Origin of the sequence: Curtobacterium flaccumfaciens, assembly GCF_004361695.1 — a bacterium.
GTDB classification, from domain to species: domain Bacteria; phylum Actinomycetota; class Actinomycetes; order Actinomycetales; family Microbacteriaceae; genus Curtobacterium; species Curtobacterium flaccumfaciens_B.
Genome location: NZ_SNVW01000005.1, coordinates 76,248 through 90,856, shown reverse-complemented (window position 1 = coordinate 90,856; position 14,609 = coordinate 76,248). Strand labels below are relative to the sequence as shown.

Annotated in this window: 14 protein-coding genes; all 14 read right to left on the bottom strand. The window is 72.5% G+C overall.

All coding sequences use genetic code 11. The features are described from left to right. Positions 1-22: 22 nt before the first annotated feature. Positions 23-835 (bottom strand): ABC transporter permease, encoded by an 813-nt coding sequence (locus EDF64_RS09175; RefSeq protein WP_133519703.1) that lies wholly within the window; start codon positions 833-835, stop codon positions 23-25. After that, complete coding sequence (locus EDF64_RS09170) at positions 832-1,719, bottom strand: ABC transporter ATP-binding protein (protein ID WP_133519702.1); 888 nt, start codon at positions 1,717-1,719, stop codon at positions 832-834. Before EDF64_RS09170 ends, EDF64_RS09175 begins: the two co-directional genes overlap by 4 nt. Continuing rightward, on the bottom strand, positions 1,703-3,013 hold the full coding sequence (locus tag EDF64_RS09165) for a lanthionine synthetase LanC family protein (RefSeq protein ID WP_133519701.1): 1,311 nt from the start codon (positions 3,011-3,013) through the stop codon (positions 1,703-1,705). The genes EDF64_RS09170 and EDF64_RS09165 overlap by 17 nt, the downstream gene beginning before the upstream one ends. Beyond that, positions 3,010-6,105, bottom strand: coding sequence for a lantibiotic dehydratase (locus tag EDF64_RS09160; protein ID WP_133519700.1), 3,096 nt, complete (start codon positions 6,103-6,105; stop codon positions 3,010-3,012). Before EDF64_RS09160 ends, EDF64_RS09165 begins: the two co-directional genes overlap by 4 nt. Before the next feature lie 111 nt (positions 6,106-6,216). Next, entirely contained in the window at positions 6,217-6,387 is a 171-nt protein-coding gene (locus tag EDF64_RS09155) for a gallidermin/nisin family lantibiotic (protein ID WP_133519699.1), read from the bottom strand. Positions 6,388-6,499: 112 nt separating this feature from the next. Further along, on the bottom strand, positions 6,500-7,108 hold the full coding sequence (locus EDF64_RS09150) for a hypothetical protein (protein ID WP_133519698.1): 609 nt from the start codon (positions 7,106-7,108) through the stop codon (positions 6,500-6,502). Then, positions 7,105-8,631 (bottom strand): hypothetical protein, encoded by a 1,527-nt coding sequence (locus EDF64_RS09145; RefSeq protein ID WP_133519697.1) that lies wholly within the window; start codon positions 8,629-8,631, stop codon positions 7,105-7,107. The genes EDF64_RS09150 and EDF64_RS09145 overlap by 4 nt, the downstream gene beginning before the upstream one ends. Further along, positions 8,628-9,383 (bottom strand): ATP-binding cassette domain-containing protein, encoded by a 756-nt coding sequence (locus EDF64_RS09140; protein WP_243736315.1) that lies wholly within the window; start codon positions 9,381-9,383, stop codon positions 8,628-8,630. Before EDF64_RS09140 ends, EDF64_RS09145 begins: the two co-directional genes overlap by 4 nt. Before the next feature lie 116 nt (positions 9,384-9,499). Then, a complete protein-coding gene (locus tag EDF64_RS09135) occupies positions 9,500-10,408 on the bottom strand; it encodes a M56 family metallopeptidase (RefSeq protein WP_133519696.1) in 909 nt (302 codons plus the stop codon). 28 nt (positions 10,409-10,436) lie between these two features. Next, complete coding sequence (locus EDF64_RS09130) at positions 10,437-10,832, bottom strand: BlaI/MecI/CopY family transcriptional regulator (protein WP_133519695.1); 396 nt, start codon at positions 10,830-10,832, stop codon at positions 10,437-10,439. A 68-nt stretch (positions 10,833-10,900) separates the two neighbouring features. Continuing rightward, a complete protein-coding gene (locus tag EDF64_RS09125) occupies positions 10,901-11,431 on the bottom strand; it encodes a hypothetical protein (protein ID WP_133519694.1) in 531 nt (176 codons plus the stop codon). Positions 11,432-11,734: 303 nt separating this feature from the next. Next, a complete protein-coding gene (locus tag EDF64_RS09120; RefSeq protein WP_133519693.1) occupies positions 11,735-12,271 on the bottom strand; it encodes a hypothetical protein in 537 nt (178 codons plus the stop codon). Continuing rightward, positions 12,268-13,596, bottom strand: coding sequence for a DUF58 domain-containing protein (locus EDF64_RS09115; protein ID WP_133519692.1), 1,329 nt, complete (start codon positions 13,594-13,596; stop codon positions 12,268-12,270). Before EDF64_RS09115 ends, EDF64_RS09120 begins: the two co-directional genes overlap by 4 nt. Next, positions 13,593-14,591: an AAA family ATPase gene (locus EDF64_RS09110; RefSeq protein ID WP_133519818.1), complete on the bottom strand. Its 999-nt coding sequence runs from the start codon at positions 14,589-14,591 to the stop codon at positions 13,593-13,595. The genes EDF64_RS09115 and EDF64_RS09110 overlap by 4 nt, the downstream gene beginning before the upstream one ends. Positions 14,592-14,609: the final 18 nt, after the last annotated feature.

Genomic DNA, 14,609 nt, shown 5'->3' with positions numbered 1-14,609 from the left:
TCGCCGGGGTCGACGCGGCGGCTCAGAACTCGGCGAGCGACCCCGCTCGGCGCGCTCGTCGGAGCCCGGTCCGGAACGTCCACACGCCGACCGGCATCGCGACGAGGCACCACACCGCCAGGACGAGCAGGTCCGGGGCGACCGCCGAGACGCCGCCGTGCGAACCGAGCGTCAGGCGCATCGCATCGAGAGCACGGGTCGTCGGGAGCCACTGCGCGGTCGCGGACATCCAGGGCGGCAGGACCGACGTCGGGTAGAGCACCCCGGACATGAGGACCGTCAGCGTCGTGAGGACCCACGTGATCGGGTCGCCGCGCTTCGTGACGAGCAGGACGCCGCACCCCGCGAGGCCGAGACTGCCCATCGTCAGCACGAGGACCACGAGGACGAGCGCGGACGCCCAGACGTCGATGTCGAAGGGAACGTGGAAGACGAACCCGAACGCGACGAGCATCACCGCTGAGCTGACGACCGTGCCGACCATGCCGACGACGCCGTGGTAGATCATCAGGCGCAGCAGCGAGACGTTCGACACCACCAGCGACTCCAGCGTCCCGGACCGCTGCTCGTTCTGGACGAACCGTGAGAACGTGCCGAGCGAGATGTTCACGAAGCCGGTGAAGATCGATCCGGTGAGCAGGAACGAGAGGATGTCCCCGCCGTAGGCCTGCAGCCCGGGGAACGAGTTGCCCGCTTGCAGGAACTTGCCCATGATCGCGAACTGGAGGCAGCCGATGACGGCGGTCACCACGCCCAGCAGCATCGCGGTCCGGTAGGTCCGACGTTCCCAGACGGACCGCACCAGCACCATCCGCAGCTGCTCGAGGGCCGTCATACGAGGACCTCCGAGACGGGGAGCACGGAGGCCTCTTGGCGGGTGCCGATGCGGACCGCGCGGAAGCCGGCCGCGCCGAGCGTGGTGAGGAGCGGCGTGATGTCCTCGTCCGCGCCGACCATCCGGGAGAACCCGTACGAGGTGGTCGCCCAGCCGGGCACGAGCACTCCGGGGTCCGGTGCCGGTTCGGTCTCGACCATCACCGTCTTGCCGAGGACGAGCGCGGTGCGTTCGTCGGTCGTCGTGAGGCGCCCGTCGCGGAGCTGTCCGACGATGTCGACCAGGGACGCGACGCCGCTCGCCTCGTGCGTCGACAGGACCACCCGGTGGCCCGCATCCCGGAGCGAGGCGAGGTGCTCCACGACGGCGGTGGCGCTCGCGGAATCGAGGTTCGCGAGTGGCTCGTCGAGGAGGAGCGTGCTCGGCGTGCCGAGGAGCGCCCGTGCGAAGCCGAGCCGCTTCCGGAGTCCGAGCGACAGTCGCATGAACGGCAGCTCCGTGTGTTCCTCGAGTCCGGCGACGGCGAGCACGCGGTCCACCTCGGCGATCGCGTCGCGACGACCGAGCCCGCGGAGTGCCGCGAAGTAGCGGAGGTTCTGCCGCGCCGTCAGGCGGAAGTAGAAGCTGCGCTCGGGGTAGAGCGACACACCGAAGCTGCGCTGAGCCCGGTCGGGGTGCGCCACCACGTCGCACCCGTCGATCTCGATACGTCCGCTCGTCGGGCGGATCAGGCCGCACATGGCGCGGAGCAGCGTCGTCTTGCCCGCTCCGTTCGGCCCCACGAGCACCATGAGGGTGCCGTCCGGGAGCGCCAGGTCGACACCGGAGAAGACATCGGCCGGCGCCCCGGGGTACCGGACGGCGACGTCAGCGAGCTCGAACATCGGCCACCCCCGTGAAGACGGTCTCCGCGGGCGACGGGGCCTCCGCCGTGATCGACAGCAGGGCCGCCGCGACGCCGGCTGCACCCTGCAGGAAGCCTGCCGAGTCGAACGCGACGCCGTGGTGGTCGAGGTCTCGGAACCCGTACCGGCTTCCGTCGTCGTGATCGTCGATGATCTCGCCCACGAGTCGGTCGAGATCGGAGTCCGGCACCTCGAGGCCGGCGCGGCGGAGGGCACGGCCGACCAGCAGCAGCCCGGCCGTGCCGTGGCAGATGCCGGCGGCGGCAGTGTTCCGCGCCGCGCGGGGCCGGTCCACGCTGCTGCGCCACAGCTTCTCCGACACCCCCAGTTCACCGGCGTCACGTGCGCTCACGGCGAGGGCGAGGGCGACGCCCGGGCCCCCGTAACACCACGCGGTCCTGGCCGGCAGGTACTCGCCGTAGACCGCGGCCGTGCGTCGGTACGGGACGTCGGCACCCCATCTCGTGTCGATCAGGTCGGCCGTGAGCTCCGCCCGCAGGCGATCGACGGCGTCGTCGAGTCCGTCGACCGCGATCCCGGCACGACGAGCCCCGCCGAGCGCCGCGAGCACGCCGGGGACACCGTGGGCGTACCCGAGGTCGATGTAGCCGCTCGCGGCCTCCGGGCGGTGCGCCCGATCGAAGTCGGTCACCCCGGTCTGCGGTGTCCAGAGCCCCTCCGGCGCCGCCTGTCGGGCCCAGATCGAGAGGGCGGCCGCGGCTTCGGCGACCATCTGGTGCGCGCTCGGGTCGGAGCCGGCCGTCGTGAGTCCGGTCATGAGTGCGCCGGCCACGCCCGATGCCACGTCGAACGCCGCCGTCGGGAGGCCGCCACGGAGCGGACTCGACCGCAGGAGCGAGCGGAGGCGTTCCCGGAGCACCCGCTCCGCCTCTGCTTCGGCGCGCTGGTACCGCGCACCGCCTCGGCTGAGGGCCCGGAACGCGAGGAGGACCGCGCCGGTGCCGAAGACGCCCGGCCCGATCGGTCCGACCGAGCCGAACGACGCTCCGACCGCCGAGAGGTGCTGGTGCGCGCTCGAGTCCCATCCCGCATCCGGGTCGACCCGATCGGCGGTCGCGTACATGAACGCCAGGCCGAGGTCGCCCTGGTCGATGCTGAGCGGGTGCCATCGTGGCTCGACCCGTCCGGTGAACTCGTCGGGCGTCGGTCGGGACGCCCGTTCCGCGTCGTCCCTGATCCGCGCGACGGTGTCCCAGGCGATGCTCTGCGCGTCGCGGACGGCTGCCGTCCGCAGCCCGGCTGTGTCGGTCATCGAACTCCCCCTTGCTCCGTTGCCGCGCGGTGCTTCCGCGCAGCGAGCCCGTCCAGCAGGACGAGCACGATCTGGTACTCCTCTTGGCGGGTGAACCCGAGTCGGTTCGCCTGCATGTGCACGAGGCTGCTCAGCACCCCGAACGCCGTGTCGTCACCGGCGGCGAACACGTCGTCGACGATCGCGGGTCCGTCGTGGACGGCTGCTGCGGCGAGGGCGGTCGCCCCCGTCACGAGCGGCCCCGACACGAGCGCCCCCGGAGCGCCGGACTCCCGCGATGCCATGAGTGCGGCCAGCGCCGGTCGCCGGAGGGGACGCGCACGCTGCACCGCACGGCGGAGGGCCGGACCCTCCTCGGCGAACTCCATCGCGTACCCGGCCGCCATGCCCTGCAGGAGACCGCTGGACCGTTCGGCGCCGACACCGAGACCCTGCAGGAAGGCGTCGACCACGAACGCCCCGGCCGTCGTGCGGTCGCCGTCCTCGTCGTGCTCGCCGGGCAGCGCCGCGAGGAGCCCGACGGTGGCCAGCGACGTCCGGCAGAACAACGTCTCGCACCTCGGGAAGACCGCCCTGCCGCCGTACCGCTCGACCTCGCGGTCGTAGGACCGGAGTGAGACGTCCGACACCCGACCGGACGACAGGAGGTCACCGGCGCACGCGAACACCGGACCCGGTGCCGTCGTGGCACGGACGCGGAACCGGACGTGGTCCTCGGGATCGCTGTAGCGCACGAAGAAGAAGTCGGCACCGGCCGTCGTCGCGGCCGCGGTCATGGCGCGCAGGACGTCGTCCTGGTCCTTCCGTCGTCCGGCGATCCGGAACGACCACCACTCGACGCCCGGTGCGCATCGTTCGCGCAGGCCGCGCGCCGCGCTCGCCGCGAGTGGGTCGGCTCCGGGCGACGGCTGCGGGACGGACGTGCCGACCGATCCGCGTCGGGGCGGCAGCGGTGGGTGCGGCTCGACCGTCCGGCGCCGCAACGGCAGGACGATCTCGGCGAGCCGCGGCTGCCCGTCCGGTCCGGTGACGGTGGGGGAGTCGAGCGTCTCCGGACCCTCCTGCACCCAGGCGGCGCCTGCCCGGTGCTCGCGGAGGAGCACCTCTGTCTGGAGATCGTCCTCGAGGTCGACGAGCAGCCGGTTGTCGTAGACACCGACGTACACCCGGCGCGGGACGCCGTGCTTCGTCCGCCACGTGCGGAGCGCGGCCACGGATTCGTCGCGGTCCCCGGCCGTCTCCGGCAGCCGCCACTGTGCGGGAGCGATCGTGATGCCGTTGTGGACGATGCGTGGGAGCACGTCGACGTGCTCCTCGTGCGCACCCCAGGCCCAGCCCGGCTTCGCCGTGCCGTCGTCCGAGACGTCGAGCAGGAACCGGACGAGCCCCGGCTGCGTGACGCGGTTGAGGATGTTCGGGTTCCGCACGATGATCCGCGCGCCGGTGCTCGCACTCCGGAGGTGGAAGCCGTCGGCCCAGCCGACCAGGACGTCGGCGAGCGGGAGTGCGCCGGGGGTGCCCGCGTGGGCGGTGCTCGTCAGTGGGATGACCGTGTCGAACTGCTGTGGCGCGAACGCAACGTTGTTCATGTGGGGCCGTGGGTTGAGGTAGTCGACGTGGCAGAACCGGGTGTCGGTCTGCGCGGCGAGCTCGAGCTCGCTGCCGCCGTGGAGCACCGCGGTGACGTCGTCGAGGATCGCGTCGAAGCGACCGAACGCAGCGCCCGCCGGGGTGGTTGCCCCGACCGGCGCGATCGTCGCACCGTCCGGGTCGTCGGTGCCCCCGATCAGTGCGAACACGTCGAGCGACGCCGGCGGCCGGTCGCCGCGCGTGCGGAACGGCGTCAGGTCCGCGTCGAGGAGTTCGCTGTGCGGGATGCCGTCGACGACCTCGGCGCGGGTGGTCAGCCGACGCCGGAGGATCGCGAGGTCGGCCTCCCACCGCTCGTCGAACCGGGGCGGCGCGGGTCGGTTCGAGCCCGGGTACCCGTGCGGGAATCCGAGACCGACGAGTTCGTCGAGGAGCTCGGTGACGGGGACCTCCCGCCGGCCGTACCGCTCCTGGAACGCGAAGGCGTAGTCGCGCAGCTCCGGCGATCGGCCCGGTGCGGGCGAGAGGAGGGTGAGCGCCGTCGCCGCCGCGGTGATCCGGTCGACGAGGCGGCCGGACACGACTCCCTCGGTGGCTGCGGCGACGTCGACCTGGAGCATCTCCTGCGTCTCCGAGTCGACGAAGGGCCGGAGCGAGCGGAAGACGTCCTCGAGCGCGGCGTCGTCGAGTTCTCCGCGGTCCAGTGCATCCACCGTCCGTCGCAGGTCGCCGGTCGGTTCCAGGGGGGCGACGCGTTCCACTGCGCCGCTGTCGGTCAACGACGCACGGGCGCTCGAGACGAGGAAGCCGCGCCCGAGGAGCGTGCGGACGAACGACTCGACGCGAGTGCGGATCTCCCCGTCCCCGTCGCCGACGAGTGCGCGGATGAGGGCGTCTGCTCGGATCGGCCCGGCAGCGAGTTCGAGTGTCTTCTCGACCGCGGGCGTCCAGCGCACCGAGAGGAGGTCGTGCGCTGTCTCCCGGTCCTGTGCCGCGTTGACGAGGAGTTCCAGACGGTCGGACCTGCGGTGGACCGTCGGGTTGATCATGACCTCGAGCTCCTCCAGCGCCTCGCGCTCGGTCGCGAGGACGGCGCCCTGTGCCGCGCCGGAGCCGATCCGGTGCCGGCTCCGGAACCCGGTGGAGTGGACGGTCGTCACGGCGTCGTCGGAGCCGGTCTCGGTGGGGACGGTGCCCACGGCCGCGAAGGCGCCGAACGGTGTCGGTCGGCTCGACATCCGGATCGCGTACCGGAGGAGCGCGAGACCGACCCCGCGGAGCCGCTTGCCGGGTACCGCGGCGGTCGACGTCGCCCAGTCCGCGTCCGCGGCGAGTCTCGGGCTGCTGATGCGCACGGCCCGGCGGAAGTCGGGATCCTCCCACAGGACCGGCACGACCTCGTCGGGTCGATCGAAGCCGGACAGGGCCTCCAGCCGCCGTGTTGACCAGAACGGCATGCGGATCATCGCGATGCCGATCGACTCGAGTTCTGCGTCCGTCATGGCCAGACCGTACGGTCCACGATTCACACGACGATCACAGTTGGCAGACCCCGGAGGAACGAAGACGGCCGACCGCCCGTGGGCGATCGGCCGTCGTGCGCATCGCTGCCGTCAGGCGCTGGACGACGAGATCGTGCACCCACCGGTGCACGCCGCCGTGAAGCACGCGAAGCCGCCCGTCGGGCAACCCGGCGTACAGAGCGAGACGCTGGTGATCTGCGGCGTCACCGTCGCGTTGGTCGATTCGACCTGCAGGTCGAGATCGAAGTCGCTGTTGCTCATCTCCACCCCCCTTTCAACGAGGATTCCGACGGGCCGGTCGGCCCGTCGGAACCACTGTCGCGGCGATGGGTCGCACCCCCTTCACACCCCCATCACAGTTCCGCTCCGGACGTCACGAGGTCGCACCGATGCCGCGCAGGTACGCCGCGCCGAGCACGGTCGAGGCGACGTCCGGTCGAGCGCGACGGACGGCGTCCGCGAGCATCGGGTGCAGGACCGCTCGCGCCGCGTACTCGATCACGCGCTGGTCGCCCGTGGCCAGCGCCGCCTGGGCGACGGCGTTGTCGATCTCCGCACGGAGCGTCGCGGCGAACGGGCTCCCGCTCCGCGGGAGGAACGGTCCGCGGTAGAGACACAGCGCATCACTCGCGCGTCCGGCGGCCGAGAGCCGCAGCACGTCCACGACGTCGAGCGAGATCGCGCTCGTCAGGGCGTAGAACCCGGTGTACGGGTCGTACTCGACGGGGAGCCCGAGGAGGCGAGCGCGGTAGGCGAGCGTGGGGAGCGCCGAATCGGACGCTTCGCCTCCGTAGATGCCCGAGACCAGTCCGTCCCGGGAGTACCGGCCACCGGCGAGTGCCACCGCTGCGACGAGTTCCAGCGGCTTCGTCGACCGCACTTGCTTGGCGTTGACCGTCGGGCGGCCCAGCAGACGGACGTCGGGCATCTCGGACGGCCGCGGTGCGGAGCCGAGATCGAGGTCGAGCAGGTCGTCGGTCACGCGGCTGCCCGCCGTCCACACCGGGCGATCACGAACCACGCGAGGACCACGGCGGCGAGCATGACCGGGACCGTCAGGACCATCTGTGCTGGCGCGCCGAAAGCGCCCCACGACCACGGATCGACGGTCCAGAAGACCGTCCCGAGCCCGCTGCCGCCGATGAGCAGCGACACGAACGTGCCGACGATCCCCACGGCGAGTGCCACCACGCGCCCGACGGTCATCTCGAGGACGAGTTGCCAGGCGGACACCGCCAGGACGGCCAGACAGCCCAGACCGGCGAGCAGCAGCACCCGCGCCGGCCGCGCCTCGGCGAGGACGCCGAGCACCACGAGCGGAACGACGACGGACACGGCGGCGAGCACCGCGTTCGTGAGGGCGAGGGCGTGTGCGACCCGTTCGATCGGCACCGTCCGACTCGCGATCGCCCGCCACGCCGGCCGCTGCCGTCCCCACAGGACCATCGGCGCGACGAACGCGACGACGGGCACGACGAGCACGGGGACGATCACGAGGACTCGATCCGGCGCCTGCCACCGGGTCATGAGGAGACAGAGCGCGACCGATCCGACCGGGAGGATCCAGACCGGGGTGCGTCGCAGCGACGCGGTCACCGCACCGGCCGCGCTGGGACGCACTGCCCGGCGGCCGACCGCGCGTTCGACCGGCTCGGCTCCGCGTTCGCGGGCGTCGAGCGCCCGCGGTGGTGCCGTTGCGCCGGCTCCACCGGCGTCGGGCCGACGTCGACCGGAGCGGTGCGAGATCCCGGACGGGCGTGCCTGCGGGAGGCGTACGACGACGATCACGACGGCCAGCACGATGCAGGCGAGCGCGAGGGGGAGCGGCTGGATCGACTGCAGGGTGGAGGACTCCGGGAGCGGGACGCCGTTCGCGTGCGTCCCGAGGAGCGGGATCGTCGCGCGGACCGCCCACGCCGGGGGGACGAACAGCGCCGCGCTGCCCTCGGCGGCGAGGGCCCCGACGACACACCACACGACGCCGACGCCGAGCCCCGCGAGCACGCCGAGCCGTCGAGCCACCCGGAGACCGATCGCGGCCACGCAGAGCGACCCGGACCAGAGCACGACCACGACCGCGAGGACCCGGAGCACCGGCAACGCACCGCTGGCACGCGTCGCCCCGATGCCGAGGACCCCGAGGACCGCGAGCAGGTCCATCGCGAGGAGGAACACGGCTGCGACCGCGAGCTTCGCCACGTCCGCACGGAGGGCGTCGACCGGCCGCCACCAGGTCCCACCGCCGCGACACGTGCGATCGCCCGCGACGGAGACACCGACGACGAGCACGGCGAGCATCGGTCCGACGAAGACCGCCCACGGGTTGAGCCACGCCAGCACGGCGCCCCATCCCGGCCCGGCGTGGACTCCACCGGAGAGCACGCCGAGACCGGCGCCGATGACGACTCCGCCCAACGGCAGCCATGCGGCCACGTCGCGCCGCCACCGCAGTGCCTCGGCACCGACCACCCGCGGCAGGGGAGCGACACCGGTCATCGTGCTCACCGCACACCGCCAGCGGTGAGCGCGAAGTACGCCCGCTCGAGGTCGCCGTCGGGCGCGAGGTCCGTCAGTGACCCCTGGTAGACGAGCCGGCCCGCGGCCATGACGCCGATGTCGTCCGCGACTGCGGCGACCTCGGCGAGCACGTGGCTGGACAGCAACACGGTGCGACCGGAGTCCGCGATGCACCGCAGGAGCCGCCTCGTCGCGGCGATCCCCTCCGGGTCGAGCCCGTTCTGGGGTTCGTCCACGATGACGAGTTCCGGCTCGCCGAGCAGAGCCACTGCCAGCGCGAGGCGACTCTTCATCCCGAGGGAGAAGTGCCGGACGGCCTTCCGTCCGGTGTGCGCGAGGCCGACGATGTCGAGGGCCGTGTCGATCCCGCCCCGATCGAGTCCGAGCAGCTCCGCGTGCACGCCGAGGTTCTGCGCGGCGGAGAGGTGCTCGTAGAGACCCGGGCCGTCGACGCTCGCACCGATGCGGCCGAGTGCGGCGCGGTTCCACGGCTCCCCGAACAGGTCGACCCCGCCCGAGGTCGGCTTGAGGAGACCGAGCATCATCTTCAGCGTCGTGCTCTTGCCCGCGCCGTTCGGCCCGAGCAGGCCGTACACGGTGCCGGGTCGCACCACGAGGTCGACGCCGTCGACCACCACTGTCCGGCCGAAGCGCTTCGTGAGCCCGCCGGTCTCCGCGACCGGCTTCCCCACCATCGTCCCCGTGCCGCGCTCCCACCCCGTCGCTGCTGCATGGTCCACCGTGGTCCCCTTCCGTCCACGCTCGCTCCGATGCGAACTGCTACACAAAGTAGCAGATGGGGGTTTCGCCGGCGGGTTCGGGACGGCGGAACGCCAGGGGGCTCAGAACAGACGGCTCAGAACAGGAGGACGAAGAGGACGAGCGAGCCGAGGAGCAACACCGGCACGAGGACCCGCTCGACGGGGCGGCGAGCACGCACCGGCACGCACAGCGCTCCGACGCGCATTCCGAGGACGCTCTCCGCGCCGACGAGACCGGCCACCGAGACCGCCGTCCGCAGCCCGCCCACGCCGGCGTGCTCCATCGAACCGAGCAGCGCCGACGCGACCGCACGGTCGCCGACGCGTCGCCTCGCCGCATCGTCGGCCCAGAGTTCGGTCGAGACGACGAGGTCGTGCCGCATCGCCCGAGCACCGGGGATCCACCACCACGCGCGGAGCGCGCACCCGACGGTCCACTTGAGGAGCGGGTGGAGACGACGCTGGTGCGCGCGCTCGTGCGCGATGACTGCCGACGAGTGCGGACCGCGGAGTGTCGACTCCGTGATGTACACCCGTGGCACCACGAGGCCAGCCACGCACGCGGTCAGACTGTCGTTCTCGGCGATGAGGCGCAGTCCCCCTCGGCGACCGGTCTCGAGACGGGCGAGTCGGCACCGCGACACCACCACCTCGACGACACCGATCGCGAACGACACGAGGACGGAGACGACGGGCACGACCGCGAACAGCATGAGCACCAGTCCGACCGGCGACCGCTCGGCGTCGGCAGGCGGTGCGATCGCGATGCCCCAGGCGATGGGTGCGCGCCAGGGCAAGGCGTCGCGGAGCGGTGTCGACGGCTCGAACGGCACGAAGAGCGCCACGAGCGGCGCGATGGCGACGGCTGCGGTGACGAGTGCCCGCGTGGCGGGTGCGACGTTGGCGGCACCGCGGCGGGTCCACACGAACCACGCGGCGCGGAGGGCGAGGGGCCCCCAGAGCCCCAGCAGCACCTGCGGGTAACCGATCACTCCGAAGTCCATGTGCATCCCCCAACGCGCTCGGCGCCGTCTACTCCTCGGTCCGCCCGGCGACGGCCCGGAGCCGCGCGACCAGGTCGTCGAACTCCGGCGAGCTCGGATCGATCGCGTCCACGAAGCTGCTCACCGCGACACTGCCGAACCCGGCGAGGAGCTCGCGGCTCGACCGCTCCGCTGCGTCTCGGTTCATCTCGTCACGCGTCCGCGCTGCGCTGTACCGGTAGGCACGGGACTCCTTGCGCCGCAGGAGAAGCCCCTTCACGGTCATCCGCTCCATCACGGTCTTGACCGTCGTGTACGCCTGGCCACCGCTCAGTCGCTCGGCGCATTCGCCCACGGACGACTCTCCGCCGGCCCAGAGCGCTTCGAGGATCGCGAACTCGAGCGGCCCGAACTGGCCCGCGAGTCCGTTCGGCCCGACTGACATGCGACTCAACGTAGCAATCAGGACCACGCTCGGTCAACGAGCGGAAGAACGGCGGTGCGAACGATTCGTCACCTGTGCGGGGGCTTGCTGTCGTCGGGATCGCCTCTTGTGAGATGGACACGTGGAGAGTTCAGGCCGGGGAGCTGCAGCCACACGGGCACCCTCGCCTGGAGCCCGATGGAGAAGAACAGCGCGACAGCAACGACGCCACCAGCGACCCCGTAGAGCATCCAGACTCCTTGCCCGTCGACGACCCGGCCGTAGATGAACGACCCGATGGCCGCGAGCAGCAGCACCGCAACCGGAGCGGCGTACTTGTTGATCGCGAGCGCTCCCAGGACCGCTCCTGCGACCAGCGGCAAGACCACGCCACTCAAGGCGATCGCCGCGGCCGTGCGGCTGTACCAGTCAGGTGTCTGCGGGCCGTACTCGCCCTGGAAGAACACGTCGCCCAGCGCGCCCAGCGCGAACCCGAGGCCAGTTCCGACGAAGATCCACGCGATGAGACAACCGGTGACGACCTTGATGAACCGGTCGCTGTACCGGTAGTTGCTCCCCGCGTACCGCCCGTCGGCGTTCTTCTTCTGATCCCCAGGCATGGCGTCATGGTACGTGCGGGCAACTCCGCGGGATGGTGCGCGGGTCGATCGGCTCCCGGTCGTCCTGCGCGAGCATGACCCGTCCCTCGTCGCGGACTTCGCCCACCGCGTCGCTCGCCCGGAACCACCGGTTTCGTGGTTTCGGCAGCTTGCGAACGTCGGACAGGTGAGCTGCTGCTGGTGTTCCCTGTCATGGTCATCGCAACGGTGCTCATCTGAAAGACGAGACAGCGCTTCGCCGCGCCGGGATGAAAGGCCGCGTCGTCCTCTGATGACGCAGCCCCTCGCACGGCGCTCCGCCGGTCAGCCCTCGGCATCGCCTTCGACGCGCAGCAGCGTCGGCACGAACAGGCCGAGCGCCAGTGCGAGGAGCGCGACCGCGCCGGCCACCGCGAGCCACACGCCCCCGATGGACCCGGCGCCGCCGAACTGCGCGACCACGATGAACGCCACCGCCTGCGTCCCCGCCTGCACCGCGGCGAACCGCAGCGCCGACGGCAGGAGCGACCGGAGTTGCACGCGGGCGGTCGGCGGCGTCCACGCCCAGAGCAGGCTCGTGGCGAGGACGAGGTGCGTCGTGACGAGGAGCAGCGGCAGGCTCGTTCCGCTGAGCCCTGCGATCGCGAGCTGCACCACGAGCAGGGCGGCGAACGGACCGCGGGGCAGGAGTGCGGCGGCCACGGCGAGGAGGACCGCGACGACGAGCCACCCGCTCGCTCCGATGACGACGGCGGACCCGGTGATCCCCGCGACGAGGCCGAGCGCACCGATCGTCCACGCGGGGACGGCAGCGCCGATCGACGGCGCCCCGGCCCGTTCTGCTCGCGAGCCGAGCCTCATCCGGCCCGCCGAGGGCGACTGAGGAGCCGGAGCTGCACGGCGGGGGAGCCGTCGTCGCCGGTCTGCCAGCGGATCCGCTCGACGCCGGTGGCGGCCATCTCCGCGAGCCGGTCGTCGCGCTCGAGGGCGAGGAGCCGGAAGGACGCGCGCTCGTGTTTGCTCGCCCGGCGCAGGTCCGGCGTCGGCAGCACGTCCACCGCGACGACCCGGTGACCGGTGGCGGCCCACGTCATCGCCATCGAGGCGGCCTGGTCGTCGAGGAACGTCGACAGGACGACCACGAGCGACGCGGCCGGCACGAGGGGCATCCGTGCCGCCTCGGTCGCGTCGCCGGTCGGGGTCACCGAGGCGATCGTCGATCGGAGCCGTTCGAGGTGCCGTGTGCCGCCGCCGGGTTCGACCGAGCGCGCGGTACCGGCCAGACCGCGGAAGCCAACCCGGTCGCCGGCGGAGATGTACGCGGTCGCGAGGGACACGGCGGCCTCGCGCGCGAGGTCGAGCGACGTCGCGCCGTGCGCGCGGTGGCGGGAGCCGCCCCACTCCGTGACGTCGGAGCCGAGGTCGTCGCGGCCGTCGACGACGAGGACGACGAGCGCGTCCGCGGTGGCGAAGGTCCGTCGCACGTAGAGGTCCCCGACGCGCTCGGCGCGACGTGCGGTGCGCCGCCAGTCGATCCGTCGGAGGCGGTCCCCGGGCGCGAACAGGGCGACGTCGCGGAACTCACCGCCGTCGCCCGGTCGGGCGGAGTCGTGCGCGCCGGTGATCCCCGTCACGCGGTGCGGCATCGGCAGGTGCTGCATGCGGAGGTGCGGTGGCGGGACGACCGCCTCGGCGATCGGTCCCGCGGCGGGTACCGACACCGCGGTGCCGCCCCGTCCGAGCAGCGAGACGTGCGTCCGGAGGATCTCCTGGGGCCCGGAGTGCGAGACGGGGACGGTCCCGACGAGCTTCGCAGCCGTCCGGCGATCGACCACGACGACGTGTCGTCGGTCGCCCGCGACGCGGAGCTCGAGGGCGACGGCCTCGGCAGACGGCGGCAGTGCGATCTCCGTCCGGTAGCCGACGCCGCGGCCCGAGTCGGACGGCTCGAGCGTCGTCACCACCCGGAGGGGCGCTCGGCCGAGCCGCGGACGGGCGCCGAACCCGGCGGCCACGAGCGCCGGCAACGCCACGACGGCGAGCTCGGGGCGCCCCGTCACGAGCGCGAGACCGGCGAGGAACACCCCGCCGGCGAGCCCGAACACCAGCGCTGGGTTGCGCACCCAGACCGGCGCGGTGTCGGGGCCGGGCCGGTGCCGGGCGGGAGGTGGGTCGGGGACGCTCACCGCGCCTCCCGGTCGACCGTTTCGGACGGTCCCGACGCACCCCGGCCGACCACCGGCGGCCCCGGCACCTGCGCGACGATGCCCCGGACGATCCCCGCAGGGTCGACCCCGTTCGCCCACGCCTGCGGCGTCAGCGAGATGCGGTGCGCGAGCACCGCGACCGCGGTGATCTTGACGTCCTCGGGCGTGACGAAGTCCCGCCCGTCCATGACCGCCCGTGCACGGCCGACGAGCATGAGCGCCTGTGCACCGCGCGGCGACGCCCCGACCTGCACGTCACGGTGGGACCGCGTCGCGCTCGCGAGGTCGACGCAGTACAGGGCGATGTCGTCGTCGACGTGCACGCCCTCGACGCTCGCCTGCATCCGGAGCATCTCGGCCGCGCTGACCACGGCGGGGACCTCCGCCACCTCGTGTCGCCGGCCGATCCGGTTGAGGAGCACGCGTTGCTCGCCCTCCCGGGTCGGGTAGCCGACGGAGAGCCGCACCATGAACCGGTCGAGCTGCGCCTCGGGGAGCGCGTACGTCCCCTCGTACTCGATCGGGTTCGACGTCGCGATGACGTGGAACGGCCGCGGGAGCGGGAAGCCCTCACCCTCGACCGTGACCTGCCCCTCCGCCATCGCCTCGAGCAGCGCCGACTGCGTCTTCGGTGACGTCCGGTTGATCTCGTCGGCGAGGAACATGCCGGTGAAGACGGGACCGGGCCGGAAGACGAACTCGGCGGTCGCGGGGGCGTAGACGAAGGATCCGGTGATGTCGGCCGGCAGCAGGTCCGGGGTGCACTGGAGCCGACGGAAGTCGAGTCCGCACGCCGCGGCGAGGCTCCGCGCTGCGAGGGTCTTCCCGAGCCCCGGGACGTCCTCGAAGAGCACGTGGCCGCCGGCGAGGATGCTCGCGAACGCCAGCGCGAGCGGTTCGCGCATCCCGACGACGACGGCGCCGACCGCGTCGAGGACGTCACGAGCTCGCGCGGCGACCTCGGCGATCGGCATCGGGGCCTCGGTCTCGGG